Annotated in this window: 13 protein-coding genes and 2 tRNA genes; 13 read left to right on the top strand and 2 right to left on the bottom strand. The window is 47.1% G+C overall.

Annotation, left to right across the window (positions count from 1 at the left end; all coding sequences use genetic code 11):
* Positions 1-33: 33 nt before the first annotated feature.
* From ftsH to DWW77_RS03735, 4 genes are all read left to right on the top strand, one after another.
* On the top strand, positions 34-2,172 hold the full coding sequence (gene ftsH / locus DWW77_RS03750) for an ATP-dependent zinc metalloprotease FtsH (RefSeq protein ID WP_118608075.1): 2,139 nt from the start codon (positions 34-36) through the stop codon (positions 2,170-2,172).
* A gap of 72 nt (positions 2,173-2,244) precedes the next feature.
* Complete coding sequence (uvrC, locus tag DWW77_RS03745; protein WP_118608074.1) at positions 2,245-4,092, top strand: excinuclease ABC subunit UvrC; 1,848 nt, start codon at positions 2,245-2,247, stop codon at positions 4,090-4,092.
* A gap of 110 nt (positions 4,093-4,202) precedes the next feature.
* Positions 4,203-5,150, top strand: coding sequence for an HPr(Ser) kinase/phosphatase (gene hprK / locus DWW77_RS03740; RefSeq protein WP_021651515.1), 948 nt, complete (start codon positions 4,203-4,205; stop codon positions 5,148-5,150).
* Between the two features lie 13 nt (positions 5,151-5,163).
* Positions 5,164-6,099 carry an ROK family glucokinase gene (locus DWW77_RS03735; protein WP_118608073.1) on the top strand — a complete coding sequence of 312 codons (936 nt, stop codon included), beginning with the start codon at positions 5,164-5,166 and terminating at the stop codon, positions 6,097-6,099.
* A gap of 177 nt (positions 6,100-6,276) precedes the next feature.
* Here the strand turns inward: DWW77_RS03735 and DWW77_RS03730 are convergent, their stop codons facing one another.
* Positions 6,277-8,925, bottom strand: a complete 2,649-nt coding sequence (locus DWW77_RS03730) for a transglycosylase domain-containing protein (protein ID WP_118608072.1) — start codon at positions 8,923-8,925, stop codon at positions 6,277-6,279.
* Positions 8,926-9,103: 178 nt separating this feature from the next.
* Between DWW77_RS03730 and DWW77_RS03725 the strand changes: the two genes are divergently transcribed.
* Positions 9,104-9,760, top strand: coding sequence for a YigZ family protein (locus DWW77_RS03725; RefSeq protein ID WP_022426677.1), 657 nt, complete (start codon positions 9,104-9,106; stop codon positions 9,758-9,760).
* A gap of 104 nt (positions 9,761-9,864) precedes the next feature.
* Here DWW77_RS03725 and DWW77_RS03720 read toward each other — a convergent pair whose 3' ends face one another.
* Entirely contained in the window at positions 9,865-10,383 is a 519-nt protein-coding gene (locus DWW77_RS03720) for a peptidylprolyl isomerase (RefSeq protein WP_021651510.1), read from the bottom strand.
* Positions 10,384-10,476: 93 nt separating this feature from the next.
* On the opposite strand from DWW77_RS03720, the gene tsaE reads away from it, so the two are divergent.
* The 8 genes from tsaE (at position 10,477) to DWW77_RS03680 (ending at position 15,310) form a co-directional block, all read left to right on the top strand.
* Positions 10,477-10,917 (top strand): tRNA (adenosine(37)-N6)-threonylcarbamoyltransferase complex ATPase subunit type 1 TsaE, encoded by a 441-nt coding sequence (tsaE, locus tag DWW77_RS03715; protein WP_015525922.1) that lies wholly within the window; start codon positions 10,477-10,479, stop codon positions 10,915-10,917.
* Positions 10,914-11,639, top strand: coding sequence for a tRNA (adenosine(37)-N6)-threonylcarbamoyltransferase complex dimerization subunit type 1 TsaB (gene tsaB, locus DWW77_RS03710; RefSeq protein ID WP_059086827.1), 726 nt, complete (start codon positions 10,914-10,916; stop codon positions 11,637-11,639). Before tsaE ends, tsaB begins: the two co-directional genes overlap by 4 nt.
* Positions 11,636-12,079, top strand: coding sequence for a ribosomal protein S18-alanine N-acetyltransferase (gene rimI, locus DWW77_RS03705; RefSeq protein WP_059086828.1), 444 nt, complete (start codon positions 11,636-11,638; stop codon positions 12,077-12,079). The genes tsaB and rimI overlap by 4 nt, the downstream gene beginning before the upstream one ends.
* A gap of 77 nt (positions 12,080-12,156) precedes the next feature.
* The gene (locus DWW77_RS03700; protein ID WP_015525919.1) at positions 12,157-13,068 is read left to right on the top strand and encodes a ribonuclease Z; all 912 of its coding nucleotides are present in this window, start codon (positions 12,157-12,159) and stop codon (positions 13,066-13,068) included.
* 4 nt (positions 13,069-13,072) lie between these two features.
* A complete protein-coding gene (tsaD, locus tag DWW77_RS03695; protein ID WP_015525918.1) occupies positions 13,073-14,092 on the top strand; it encodes a tRNA (adenosine(37)-N6)-threonylcarbamoyltransferase complex transferase subunit TsaD in 1,020 nt (339 codons plus the stop codon).
* 21 nt (positions 14,093-14,113) lie between these two features.
* Complete coding sequence (ispD, locus tag DWW77_RS03690) at positions 14,114-14,818, top strand: 2-C-methyl-D-erythritol 4-phosphate cytidylyltransferase (protein ID WP_015525917.1); 705 nt, start codon at positions 14,114-14,116, stop codon at positions 14,816-14,818.
* 178 nt (positions 14,819-14,996) lie between these two features.
* Positions 14,997-15,082 (top strand) — tRNA-Ser (locus DWW77_RS03685).
* 139 nt (positions 15,083-15,221) lie between these two features.
* Positions 15,222-15,310 (top strand) — tRNA-Ser (locus DWW77_RS03680).
* Positions 15,311-15,447: the final 137 nt, after the last annotated feature.

Below are 15,447 nucleotides of genomic sequence, written 5' to 3'. Positions count from 1 at the left end.
TTATAATAAAGAAATGACAAGAGGAGGAAAAAAATGAATAATCAACTGAATAATGATCAGGACGGGAAGCGACCTGACAACAAAGATCCCAGGCAGGGATCAGGTAAGAATCATCAGTCGATTCTGGCTTTTCTGATATGCCTCCTGGTCACACTGGTGTGCTTCGCGTTGTTTACCAATATGCTGAAGGATAACAGCAGTGAGATCTCCTATGATAAATTTATCGATATGGTGGATAAGGACCAGGTTAAGGAAGTAACGATCCAGTCCAGTACATTGACGATCGTACCCAAGAAAAAGAATTCCAAGTACGAGGATATGAGCTATTACACCACGAAGACCGAAGACAGTACAGCACTTACCAAGAGACTGGAAGGAAAGGGAATCAAGTTTGAGACCGATCCGCCGGATGTTTTTGGTGAATTTGTTGCAATGATCCTGAGCGTGGTTCTGCCGACACTGCTTCTGTTCGGACTTCTGATGTTCTCCATGCGCCGCATGAACAAAGGCGGCGGGATCATGGGCATGGGCGTAGGCAAGAGCAAAGCCAAGGCATATGTGCAGCAGGAAACGGGCGTTTCCTTTAAGGATGTGGCAGGTCAGGATGAAGCCAAGGAATCTCTCCAGGAAGTTGTGGATTTTCTTCACAACCCCGGAAAATACACAGCCATCGGAGCCAAGCTGCCTAAGGGCGCACTTCTTGTAGGCCCTCCGGGAACCGGTAAGACATTACTTGCCAAGGCAGTTGCAGGTGAAGCGCAGGTACCGTTCTTCTCTCTTTCCGGCTCGGAATTTGTGGAGATGTTTGTGGGCGTGGGTGCCTCACGTGTCCGTGACCTTTTCGAGGAAGCCAAGAAGAATGCTCCGTGTATCGTATTTATCGATGAGATCGATGCCATTGGTAAAAGCCGTGATTCCCGCTATGGCGGCGGAAATGATGAGCGTGAGCAGACATTGAACCAGCTGCTTGCGGAGATGGATGGCTTTGATACATCCAAGGGACTTCTGATCCTTGCTGCGACAAACAGACCGGAGGTTCTTGATCCGGCTCTTCTCCGTCCGGGACGTTTTGACAGACGTGTGATCGTTGACAGACCGGATCTTAAAGGAAGGGTGGATATCCTGAAGGTACATGCCAAGAACGTACTTCTGGATGACACCGTTGATTTTGAAGCTATTGCACTTGCAACTTCCGGTGCGGTAGGCTCTGATCTTGCCAATATGATCAATGAGGCTGCGATCCTTGCAGTCAAGAAGGGACGTAAAGCTGTATCACAGAAGGACCTGGAAGAATCCGTAGAAGTAGTTCTGGTGGGAAAAGAGAAGAAGGACCGTATCTTAAGCAAACAGGAACGCCGGATCGTATCCTACCATGAAGTCGGACACGCACTGGTAAATGCACTCCAGAAGGATGCGGAGCCTGTACAGAAGATCACCATCGTACCCCGTACCATGGGAGCACTGGGTTACGTTATGCAGGTACCTGAGGAAGAAAAATATCTCAACACCAAGAAAGAACTGGAAGCTATGCTGGTAGGCTATCTTGGCGGACGTGCTGCAGAGGAGATCGTTTTTGACACAGTTACTACAGGTGCTGCCAATGATATTGAGCAGGCTACCAAGGTGGCCAGAGCCATGATCACACAGTATGGTATGTCTGAGAAGTTCGGACTGATGGGACTTGCTACACAGGAGAATCAGTATCTCAGCGGAAGAGCAGTTTTAAACTGTGGTGATGATACCGCAACAGAGATCGATCATGAGGTGATGAAGCTTCTCCACCATTCCTATGAGGAAGCCAAGAGGATTCTTGGAAGTCACAGAACAGAGATGGATAAGATCGCGGAATATCTGATCCGCAAGGAAACCATTACAGGTAAAGAGTTCATGAAGATCCTCCGTGCAGTTCAGCAGGGCCTGGATATCCCGGAGAATCTGGATGATCTGGTACTTTCCGAGGATGAAAAAGAAGTGTCCAATAAACAGGATATTGAAATGATCGCGGAAAATAACGAGGCTGCAAAAAGTACAGAATCGGTTCAGTTCAGATCGGAGATATCCGGACAGGAACTGACAGAGGATATGCAGGCACCGGAGAAAACAGAAGAATCTGCTCAGACAACAGATAGCGATCATGCAGAAACAGAAGAAAAGCCGGGATCACAGGCATAAAACAGATCATAAGAAAACCGGGAGAAATCCCGGTTTTCTTATTACTGTAATAGTAAAACAGGAGAATAAAGTATGTTCATAATCGAGGAAGAATTAAAGAAGCTTCCGGCAAAACCGGGAGTTTATATCATGCATGGCGAGAAAGACGAGATCATCTATGTGGGAAAAGCCATAAGCCTTAAGAATCGTGTGCGCCAGTATTTCCAGAGCAGTCGTAATAAAGGTGCCAAGATTGAACGGATGGTTACACATATTACCAGATTTGAGTACATTATTACGGATTCGGAGCTGGAAGCCCTTGTGCTGGAGTGCAATCTTATCAAGGAACATCGTCCGAAATATAATACCATGCTCAAAGATGACAAGAGCTATCCGTTTATTAAGGTGACAGTTCATGAGCCATACCCGAGAGTGCTTTTTGCCAGGAGAATGAAAAAGGACAAGGCAAGATATTTTGGCCCCTATACAAGCGGCGGAGCAGTAAAGGACGTGATCGAACTGGTGCGAAAGCTGTATCAGGTGCGCTCCTGCAACCGCAGTCTTCCGAGAGATACTGGAAAGGACCGGCCCTGTCTGTACTATCATATGAAACAGTGCAAGGCACCCTGCCAGGGATATGTCAGCCAGGAAGAATACCGGAAGAATATCAATAAGGTGATCAAATTTCTGAATGGAGATTTTCAGGACGCCATTAGTGAGCTGATGGAAAAAATGCAGAAAGCTTCGGAGGAAATGCGCTACGAAGATGCTATGGAATACCGGGACCTGATCAGCAGTATCCGGAAGATCGGGGAACGGCAGAAGATTACCGGCTACGGGCAGGAAGACAGGGACATCATTGCAGTAGCCATGGATGACAGTGAAGACCTCAGGGATCAGGATGCAGTTGTCCAGGTGTTTTTTATCCGGGATGGCAGGCTGATCGGCAGAGATCATTTTTATCTCCGTGTGGCAAAAGGTGATACAAAGGCGCAGGTCCTTTCCAGCTTTCTGAAACAGTTTTATGCGGGAACGCCATTTATCCCATCTGAGATCATGCTGCAGAGTGAGATCGAAGATGCAGATATCATAGAGGAGTGGCTGTCAGGAAGGAGAAAGCAGAAGGTACACATCCGGGTCCCGAAGAAGGGAACCAAGGAAAAACTGGTAGAACTTGCCCTGGAAAATGCCCGTATGGTACTTGCCAAGGACAGAGAACGGATCAGGCGGGAGGAAGGACGAACCATCGGAGCTGTTCACGAGGTGGAAGAATGGCTGGGCTTGAAAAATGTGGTGCGCATGGAAGCCTATGATATTTCCAATATCAGTGGCTTTGAGTCTGTGGGATCCATGGTGGTTTATGAAAAAGGCCGTCCCAAACGCAGTGATTACCGTAAGTTCAAGATCAAATGGGTACAGGGACCCAACGATTATGCCAGCATGGAAGAGGTTTTGACCCGAAGGTTCACTCATGAGAGTAACGGAGAATTTGACAGCTTTGCAAGGCTTCCGGATCTGATCCTGATGGATGGTGGAAGAGGGCAGGTAAATATCGCTCTGAAGGTGCTGAATGAGCTTGGGATAAGCATCCCGGTCTGCGGTATGGTCAAGGACGATCATCATCGGACGAGAGGCCTGTATTTCAACAATGTGGAGATCCCCATTGACACATCCGGCGAAGGCTTCCGCCTGATTACCAGGATCCAGGATGAAGCCCATCGGTTTGCCATTGAATACCATCGTTCCCTCAGGAGCAGGGAACAGGTCCATTCTATCCTGGATGATATCCCGGGGATCGGTGATACCAGGAGGAAAGCCCTTCTGCGTAAATTTAAATCTGTGGAAAATATCCGGGATGCATCGGAGGAAGAACTGGCACAGACAGAGAGCATGAATGCCAGAAGCGCCCGTCAGGTCTATGAATTTTTTCATAAATCCTGATGCTGCATTGCAGTTTCAGCAGTGATTGTGTATAATTGAAGATAAGGTGTCTCACGCCCCGGTAAAACGGCAGTGAGAATGCAAACTTTCAGCGAAAAGGAGACAAAAGTATGAAGGGTGTACAGTTGACAAAGATGGTACAGGAACTGGAGCTTAATAATCTGACTCCGGAGATCGACCTGTCAGGCATCGTGATCAAGACTGCGGAGATCAACAGACCTGCGCTTCAGCTTACCGGATATCTGGAGCATTTTGCCAATGAACGAGTTCAGATCATCGGATATGTAGAGTATACGTATCTGATGCAGCTTAATGAGGAGGAGAGACGTTTTAAATATGAACGTTTCATTTCCAGCAAGATCCCATGTGTTATTTTCAGTACCATGACTCGTCCGTCTCAGGACATGATCGATCTGGCTGTTAAATATAATGTTCCGACATTCGTGACAGAAAGAACAACATCCAGCTTCATGGCAGAGATCATCCGTTGGCTGGGCGTGCAGCTTGCACCATGTATTTCTATTCATGGTGTGCTGGTTGATGTTTACGGCGAGGGAATCCTGATCACAGGTGAGAGCGGTATCGGTAAGAGTGAGGCAGCCCTGGAGCTGATCAAGAGAGGTCATCGTCTTGTCAGTGATGATGTTGTTGAGATCCGTAAGGTCAGTGACGTAACACTGGTGGGATCTGCGCCGGATATCACACGTCACTTTATCGAACTTCGTGGTATCGGTATCATCGATGTAAAAACACTGTTCGGTGTTGAGAGCGTTAAGGATACCCAGTCCATCGATCTTGTGATCAAGCTTGAGGAGTGGGACAGAGACAAGGAATACGATCGTCTTGGACTGCATGAGGAGTATACAGAGTACCTTGGAAATAAGGTAGTATGCCATTCTCTTCCGATCCGTCCGGGCCGTAACTTGGCGATCATCGTTGAGGCAGCGGCTGTCAACCACAGACAGAAGAAGATGGGATACAATGCGGCAGAGGCTCTGTACAAGCGTGTACAGGCAAATCTTGCGAAAAAAAGAGAAAATCCGGATGACGAAGAATAAGAGAGGGTAAGAAATGAGAACATATTGTTTTGGAATCGATGTAGGTGGAACAACTGTAAAATGCGGACTTTTCCGCACGGATGGTACTCTTGTTGAGAAATGGGAGATTCCAACCCGTAAAGAAAACAAGGGAGATCAGATCCTTCCTGATGTGGCAGCAGCAGTAAATGCCAAGATGGAAGAAAAGGGTATCTCCAAAGAGGAGGTGGAAGGCGTCGGGATCGGTGTTCCGGGACCGGTAAACTCCAAAGGCGAAGTATCACGTGCAGTAAATCTCTTCTGGGGATATAAGAACGTTGTGGGAGAGATGGAAGAACTTACAGGTCTTCATGCGGAAGCCGGAAATGACGCCAATGTAGCGGCATTGGGAGAGGCATGGAAGGGTGCTGCAGCAGGCTCCTCCGATGTGATCATGGTCACACTTGGAACAGGTGTAGGCGGTGGTATCATTGTTGATGGAAAGATCGTGACCGGACATCACGGAGCTGGCGGTGAGATCGGACATGCCAATGTGGATCATCATGAAACAGAATCCTGCAACTGCGGAAACAGGGGCTGTCTGGAACAGTATGCTTCTGCGACCGGAATTGTCCGCATGGCAAAAAAAGAGCTTGCAGCTTCCAGTGAGAACAGTGTTCTCAGAGATGCCGGAGAGATTTCAGCAAAAGCAGTTCTGGACGCATTTAAGGAGAATGATCCGGTAGCTGTAGCAACCATGGAAAAGGTCGGAGAGCAGCTGGGTGGTGCTCTTGCCATTATTTGCTGTGTGACAGATCCGGAGACCATTGTTATCGGCGGAGGAGTTTCCAAGGCCGGACAGCCGCTTATTGACTGTATTCGGAAATATTACAGAGAGTATGCTTTTGAATCTTGCAAGGATACTTCTATCGTGATCGCGACACTTGGCAATGATGCAGGAATCTACGGTGCAGCCAAGATGGTACTTTAACCGAACTAGGGAAGTTCCCTGCTTCAATTGCGAAAAGTAATAAGCGGTGGGTGGGACTTGCCTGAACTGATAAACTGCGAGACAGTAAGAAGTTATTAAAAGTAAAAAAAGTGGTTTCCATATTTCAGGAAACCACTTTTTTTATATGTTGTTTATGAAAGATACCTATAATGGAGATCATTCATAATATTCTACCGGATCTTCGCCGGTGTCATCGCTGCCGTCATCGCCACCGGTATCATTGCTGTTATCATAGCTGCCGTCATCACCACCGGTGTTGTCGTCTGTTCCGGAATTGTCAGTATCATCACCGGTATTATCGGAACCGTCATCGGAATTGTCAGTATTGTCAGTGTCGGTGCTGTCAGTACTGTCCGGAGCTGCGCTTGGAATCGCTTCAGCTGCTGCATCGGTATCGGCGTCCGTATCTTCGTTATTATAATAGTCCTCTTCATCGTAATCGCTGCTGCCGTAGAAATGCTGATCACAGTATTCGGTGGGAAGACTGGAGATATCAAAATACTCTGTGATAGTCGGGCATCCGGATCTGGGAAGAAGACCGGTTTCTACGCAGACACTGGCTTTTTCCACACTGGAAGGCATATCGAAATCTCTGTCCTCCAGGCCCTCGTGGATACGGGTCATAACCTTTTTCCAGAGGTTTTTGTGGAAGTTACGGGCATCTTCCGGAATTTTTTCGTTGTTGTCATAGCCGGACCATACTGCACAGGTGTAGTACGGTGTGTAGCCTACGAACCACAGGTCATTGTAGTCCTCTGTAGTACCTGTTTTTCCGGCTACAGTCATATTGTCCAGCTGGCAGGCGGTACCGGTACCTTTTTTTACAACATCTTCCATGGCGCTTGTAAGAAGATAAGCGGTACTGTCTTTGATCACAGATCTGGAAACGGAGGAGTTCTCGATCAGAACATTTCCGTCATGATCAAGGATCTGTGTATAATAGATCGGTTTGATATAGTTCCCGCCATTAGCAATGGCTGCATATGCAGCACAAAGTTCCACGTTCTTGACACCTTTGGTGATACCGCCAAGAGCAGTAGCCAGGTTGGCGTCACTCCAGATATTTCCGTTGGCATCTTTATCTGCTTCAGTTCCGTGAGCTAGTGTGGTGAAACCGAAATCATCCAGATATTTAAGGCCGAGAGCCGGGGTAACCTGCTCCAGGCATTTAACAGCTACAACGTTGATGGAATTCTGGATCGCTTTGCGGATGGTGGTCTCGCCGCCGTAGCTTCTTGAGGCGTTGTTGACAGGAGATCCGTCCGGGTATTCGTAAGGCTCATCCATAAAGGTTGTAGCAAGTGTATCGCCTTTTTCGTTCAACGCAGGTGCATAGGTGGAAACGATCTTAAAGGTAGAACCAGGCTGTCTGGTCGTATCAGTGGCACGGTTCAGGGTCAGGCTGGCTGTTTTTTCGCCACGGCCTCCGATCAGGGCTTTTACGTAACCGGTATGCTGGTCAATGACAGTCATGGAAGACTGTGGCTGTGGCGCAAAGTTTACACGCTCAGATACTACGGTGCTTCCGTCTGCCAGGATGTTAGCCTTGTATTGATCCACATACTGCTGACCTTCTTCAGGAGAATCAAAGAGAAGATCAAATTCCGGATCCTGATCACGGAAATACAGCTGCAGCATTTCTTTGCTGTAGTTTGTCTGTTTTCCATCCGGGCTTTGTACAGTCAGTGCATAATCCAGTTCATACTGAACATTGGCCGGATAGTTATCAGGGTTTGCATATTCCTCATCAAGGATCTGCTGCATGTTGGAATCCAGGGTTGTCATGATCTTCAGACCACCGCTGTAAAGAAGATTGGTAGCCTGTGTCTTGGTATATCCTTTAATGTTCATCAGGTCGCTGATGACCTGATTGGTAACCTCATCTTCGAAATACGTGTAAACAGTACTTTCTTCTTCGGTGTTCTCAAGCTGTGCGGCCTGGATACGGGAATAAACGTCATCATTCAGTGCTGCATTATATTCATCCTGTGAGATGTAATTCTGATCCAGCATGTGATCCAGGACTTCCTTACGTCTCTTGGAGTTTGCTTTTGGATTGGTGATCGGATTGAATTTGGTAGGGTTCTGTGTGATGCCGGCAAGGGTGGCACATTCAGAAAGATTCAGATCCCATACGTCTTTGTTAAAGTATTTTTTGGAAGCGGCCTGTACACCGTAGGAACCTGCACCCAGGTTAATGGTATTCAGGTAATTCTCAAGAATTACATTTTTGTCATATTTTTTTTCAATCTGTACAGCAAGGTACTGCTCCTGGAACTTACGTGTGAAACGTTCCAGCTGTGTGGATTCGTTGGTCCAGTCAGTGAAAACATTATTCTTCAGAAGCTGCTGTGTGATGGTACTGGCACCCTCGGAAAAGTTACCGGTGGTGATCGCCTTCATTCCGGCACGTGCGATACCGCGGACATCAATACCGTTATGTTCATAAAAACGCTCATCCTCAATGGCTACCACTGCATGCTGCAGACTGACCGGGATCTGGTCCAGGGAGACCGGAAGACGGTTGGATGTAGGGGCTGAAAGCTGTCGGATCTGTGTTCCCTGGTCATCATACAGGAAGGTTGCATATCCGAGAGGTGAAATATCCACATCGTTGACGTCAGGTGCTCCGGCGATCACGCCCCGGAAGGAGCCGATACCAAGGCAGACAACCATGACGCAGACTGCGATCAGAGCTGTAAATAAAACCCGGATAAACGAAACATGTGCTCTTTTTTCCAGCATGGAAGTACGGGAGATCAGAGCATTCCGCTTCTTGGAAGTGGATCTTTTTCCGTAGTTCATAATATTCCTCCTTTATAATCCGTTTCATTATAACAAATATGAGATGCCAAATAAAGCCTTAAAAAAAATTTCACAATTCATGATATCTTATACATTGTGCAATGAAGATAATTATTATACAATAAAGAAAACTCTGCCTGAAACAGAGGGTTGGATATAGATAACGGAGGCGTAAACCATGCTGGAACATTATAAAACCATATACGAAGGCGGCGAAGGCGAACTTGTGGAAAAAAAATCCCGTTTCATCGCAACCGTCCGTCCTGTGGAAACAGAAGAAGAGGCCCTTGCCTTTATCGAAGAAATGAAAAAAAAATACTGGGATGCACGTCATAACTGCTATGTATATTCCGTAGGGATGAACCGGGAAGCCACCCGCTGCAGTGATGACGGAGAACCATCCGGAACAGCCGGAAGGCCTATGCTGGATGTGCTTCTGGGAGCCGGGATCTATAATGCGGCCATTGTGGTGACCAGATATTTTGGAGGTGTCCTTCTTGGGACAGGAGGGCTTGTGCGGGCATATTCCGGTGCAGTCCAGGCTGGACTGGCGGCAAGTACCGTCATTGAGAAGCATCATGGAATCTCTCTTCAGGTGACGACGGATTATACAGGGATCGGAAAGATCCAGTATATCGCAGGAGAAAGAAGTTTGCCGATCCTGGATTCCGAATATACCGACAAGGTTGTCCTGAAGCTTCTTGTGCCGGATGATCAGGTCGAAGAGGTGAAGAAGGCGATCACAGAAGGAACAAACGGAAGAGCCGGACTTGAGAAGGATGCAGAACTGTATTTTGCGAAAGTAAACGGAGAAGTGAAGACCTTCGAAAAGTAAAAGAAAAGAGAATGTCAGTATAAAAATACCCCGGGAAGAGGGCAGATGATCTGTGTTACAGTCTGCTCTTCGCGGGGCTTTTTTATTTCAGAAAATTATTCCTGTTAGCATTTCTCCGGTTCCGGATAATCCACACCAAAGGTATCAACAGTCATGGAGCTGATCTTCTGCTCGTCAAGAGGACGGTCACTGTAGTCCGTGTCTGTCTCTGCGATAGCATTTACAACATCCATGCCCTCAATGATCTGACCGAATGCAGCATAGCTTCCGTCAAGATGCGGAGCAGCCTTGTGCATGATAAAGAACTGGCTTCCGGCAGAGTTCGGATTCATGGCTCTTGCCATGGAGAGAACACCTGGTGTATGCTTCAGGTCGTTTTTGAAACGGTTCTGGGAGAACTCACCCTTGATGCTGTATCCCGGGCCACCCATACCGGTTCCGTCCGGGCATCCGCCCTGGATCATAAAGCCGTTGATGACACGGTGGAAGATCAGGCCGTCATAAAAGCCTTTTTTTACAAGGCTGATGAAGTTATTTACTGTGTTCGGGGCAACTTCCGGATATAATTCCGCTTTCATTACATCGCCATTATCCATTGTGATGGTAACGATAGGATTTGCCATAGTTTTCGCACTCCTTTTCAAAAAGTATTGTATTTCGCTGTTCGCTCTATTATAATATGCAAAGAATAATTGTGCAAGAAAAAGGTGGAAAATATGGTCATAGAAACGCATGATCCTGAGGAAACATTCGAGGTCGGAAGGACGATCGGAATGAATGCGAAGCCGGGACAGATCTACACACTGACAGGCGATCTGGGAGTTGGAAAAACCGTGTTCACACAGGGAGTGGCAGCAGGTCTTGGAATTACAGAACCTGTAAACAGCCCTACGTTTACCATTATCCAGGAATATGAAGACGGACGTCTGCCATTTTATCATTTTGATGTATATCGTATCGGGGATCTGGAAGAAATGGAAGAGATCGGATACGATGATTATTTTTTCGGGCAGGGAATCTGTCTGATCGAATGGGCGGAACTCATTGAGGAGATCCTGCCGGAAAAAAGGATTGAAGTTACCATTGAAAAAGATCTTGAGAAGGGCTTTGAATACAGAAAGATCACCATTGAGGAGAGAGGAGAAAAGACAGAATGAGAGTTTTGGCACTGGACAGTTCCGGAATCGTGGCATCCGTAGCCGTTGTGGAGGACGATATACTGGTAGCGGAATATACAGTTAATTATAAGAAAACACATTCCCAGACTCTTCTTCCCATGCTGGATGAGATCGTGAAGATGACAGAGCTGGATCTGAAGACGATTGACGCTATTGCGGTAGCCAAGGGACCGGGCTCTTTTACCGGACTCCGTATTGGCTCTGCCACAGCCAAGGGACTTGGACTTGCCCTTGACAAACCCCTGGTCGGGATTCCGACTGTGGAGGCACTGGCCTATAATCTCTATGATGTAAACGGACTGATCTGTCCGATCATGGATGCCAGAAGAAAGCAGGTTTATACGGGAATCTATCGTTACGAGGATCACAGGCTCATGACGGTAAAGGATCAGATGGCAGTGGGAATTGAGGAGTTTCTTTCCATGCTGAATGAGATGGGAGAAGCCGTAACATTCCTCGGAGACGGAGTCCCGGTATTTAAAGATATCATCGCAGATAAGCTTACTGTACCGTTTTCTTTTGCACCGGCCCATCTTTCCAGACAGAGAGCAGGTGCTGTAGGTGCACTTGGTGTCCTTTATTATAAAGAAGGCAGAACCGAGACAGCGGCTGAGCACAAACCGGATTATCTCCGTGTTTCACAGGCTGAGCGGGAGCGTGCCCAGAAACTGAAAAAAGGATCAGAAGGGGAAAACGCATGATCTTAAGAGAAATGCTTGTGGATGATCTGGATCAGGTTATGGAGATCGAAGAGGAACTTTTTTCAGTCCCCTGGACAAAAGAGGGATTTCTGACATTTCTTATGAAAGAGAACGGGATGTTTCTTGTTGTGGAAGAAAAGGGCCGGATCCTGGGATATTGTGGTCTTCTTACGGTGCTGGATGAGGGGGATGTGACCAATGTGGCTGTCCGCAGAGACCGTCAGAGAGAGGGAATCGGAAATTTCCTTATGGAAAGTATGATCCGTCTGGCAGAAGAGCGTGGGATCACCATGATTCATCTGGAGGTCCGGGCAGGAAATGAGACTGCGATCCGGCTTTATGAACGTCAGGGATTTGTGCGAGATGGCCTGCGAAAGGGATACTATACAGATCCCACAGAGGATGCTGTTCTTATGACACGCACCACAGTTTCTGAATAGGCTTACCCGGGAGAGGTACTTGTCTGTACGGGATAAGTATGCTAAACTTTGCCACAGAACAGGAAAAGAGGAAAAATATGTTAGATGTTTGTTTACTTGGCTGCGGAGGAATGATGCCGCTGCCACGCAGATGGCTTACCGCACTGATGACCCGTTATAACGGCAGCAGTCTGATGATCGATTGCGGGGAAGGCACTCAGGTGGCCATTAAAGAAAAGGGCTGGAGCTTCAAGCCTATTGATGTGATCTGTTTTACCCATTATCATGGGGATCATATCAGCGGACTTCCGGGACTCCTTTTGACTATGGGAAATGCAGACCGCACAGAACCGCTGACTCTGGTAGGCCCAAGAGGACTGGAACGTGTGGTAAGCGCACTTCGTGTGATCGCACCGGAGCTGCCCTTTGAAATTAAATTTATCGAGATCACGAAACCGGAGGAAGTTCTGGAACTGAATGGGTACCGGATCACTGCATTTCGGGTGAACCATAATGTTACCTGCTATGGCTATACCCTTGAGATCCTGCGCCAGGGAAAATTTTCTCCTGATAGTGCCAGAGAGCATGAGATCCCGCTGAAATTCTGGAATCCGCTGCAGAAGGGACAGACTGTGGAGGATGAAGGAAGGATCTACACACCGGATATGGTGCTTGGTCCGCCAAGAAAAGGGATCAAGCTTACCTATACCACAGATACCAGACCGACAGAGTCTATTTTACGTAATGCAAAAGGTTCCGATCTTTTTATCTGTGAGGGAATGTACGGTGAAGATGACAAGATCGAAAAGGCAAAAGGCTACAAACACATGACGTTTCGTGAAGCGGCCACTCTTGCCCGTGATGCGGAAGTGGGGGAAATGTGGCTGACCCATTACAGCCCTTCTCTGGTACGTCCGGATGATTACATGGATACAGTACGTGAGATCTTTCCGAAGGCATGGCCGGGAAAAGACGGGAAGAGTGTGGAACTGAATTTTGAAGAGGATTGAAAAAATGAAAGATACATTAATTCTTGGTATTGAGAGCTCCTGTGATGAAACGGCAGCTTCCGTTGTAAAAAATGGAAGGACTGTCTTATCAAACGTGATTTCCTCACAGATCGAGATCCATAAACTGTACGGAGGTGTTGTACCGGAGATCGCCTCCAGAAATCATATAGAAAGGATCAACCAGGTCATCCAGGAAGCGCTGGACGAGGCAAATGTCACTCTGGATGATATTGATGCTATCGGTGTAACCTATGGACCGGGGCTTGTCGGTGCACTTCTTGTAGGTGTGGCAGAAGCCAAGGCTATTGCCTATGCAAGAAACCTGCCACTGGTAGGCGTGCATCATATAGAAGGCCATGTTTCTGCCAATTATATTGAGCATCCGGATCTGGAACCGCCGTTTCTCTGTGCCATTGTATCCGGTGGACACACCCATCTTGTTATTGTGAAGGACTACGGCCAGTTTGAGATCCTGGGCCGAACCAGAGACGATGCGGCAGGTGAGGCATTTGATAAGGTTGCACGTGCCATTGGGCTGGGATATCCGGGAGGACCGAAGATCGATAAGCTGGCAAAGGAAGGAAATCCGGACGCTATCGAGTTTCCACGTGCAAAAATCGGCGAAAATCCATATGATTTCAGCTTCAGCGGCGTGAAGTCCGCAGTTCTTAATTATTTAAACGGGGCAAAAATGAAAGGTGAGGAAGTAAACCGTGCAGATATCGCGGCATCCTTCCAGAAGGCGGTTGTTGACGTACTGGTAGAGCATACCATGCAGGCAGCAGCTGATTTTGGCATGAAAAAGGTTGCCATTGCAGGAGGTGTTGCTTCCAACGGAGCACTTCGCACTGCTATGGAAAAAGCATGTACAGAACGTGGATACAAATTTTACCGTCCGTCACCGATCTTCTGTACGGATAACGCAGCGATGATCGGTGTGGCAGCTTACTATGAATATATCAGGGGAACACGCCACAGCTGGGATCTGAATGCGGTTCCGAACCTGAAGCTTGGCGAAAGATAAAAGAATCCGGGGTAATTGATCATGGGAGAGTGCAGAAATACAGCTATTGTCCTGGCAGCAGGCCAGGGAAAGAGAATGCACAGCAAAATACAGAAGCAGTTTATGGAGCTTGACGGGATGCCGGTGCTCTGTTATTCTCTGCGCTGTTTTCAGGAAAGTCCGCTGATTAGGGATGTGATCCTGGTAACAGGGGAGGAATATGTTTTCTGGTGCAAAGAAGAAATCGTGGAAAAATATGGTTTTACAAAGGTTTCTGCTGTAGTATCCGGCGGAAAAGAACGGTACGATTCTGTTTATGAAGGACTTCGTGCGTGTAAAGATACAGAGTATGTGCTGATCCATGACGGTGCCAGACCATTTATTGATCATGGGATCATTGAAAGAGGACTTATGGCAGCAGCACAGACAGGTGCCAGTGTTACAGGCATGCCTTCCAAGGATACAGTTAAGATCGCAGATGAGGATGGGAATGTCAGTGAAACTCCGGATCGCAGCAGTGTATGGATCGTCCAGACTCCGCAGATCTTTCAGTACCCGCTGATCTATGGCGCATATACCAGCATTCGGCAGAAGGAAATGACCGGAATTACAGATGATGCCATGGTTGCAGAACATGAGACCGGGGTGAAGATCCGCTTTTCAGAAGGTTCTTATCGCAATATCAAGATCACAACACCGGAAGATCTGGTGGTTGCGGAGGCATTTTTGAAGGAAAACAGAGAGTAGAATAGAGAGCAGAACAGGGTGAAAATCCCGGTAAATATGGACATATAGCAGAAATTGAAGCTATATGTCCAATTTTTTGAAAAAAATATCAAATTTGTTATTGACAGGGGAGATATTTGATGATAGAATACAACATGCGCTGACAAAACAGCACAAAAAATGTTGAAAAACATTATATGGAGAGATATCGAAGTGGTCATAACGAGGCGGTCTTGAAAACCGTTTGTCCGCAAGGGCGCGTGGGTTCGAATCCCACTCTCTCCGTTTGTCAAATACAGAATAAAAACTTTTTAAAAAAGTAAAAAAAAGTACTTGACAACATAAAAGATACGAGATATAATATCATCTGTCGCTGAGAACGGCAGAGATAAATATCGGAACTACTTAGTAAGTAGGGCAATTTGGAGAAGTACCCAAGCTGGCCGAAGGGGCTCCCCTGGAAAGGGAGTAGGTCGTTAACGCGGCGCGAGGGTTCAAATCCCTCCTTCTCCGCTTTGATTTTTCTGAAGACTAAATGCTTCAAAAAAATTAAAAAAGTTCTTGACAAGCAGTTGAGAATGAGATAAAATGAACGAGCTGTCTGAGAGACAGACACAACAAACCTTGATAACTAAACAGTGAAACACATA

It is taken from the genome of Ruminococcus sp. AF17-12, assembly GCF_003479245.1.
Taxonomy (GTDB): domain Bacteria; phylum Bacillota; class Clostridia; order Lachnospirales; family Lachnospiraceae; genus Blautia_A; species Blautia_A fusiformis.
This window is presented reverse-complemented; position numbering and strand designations above follow the sequence as displayed.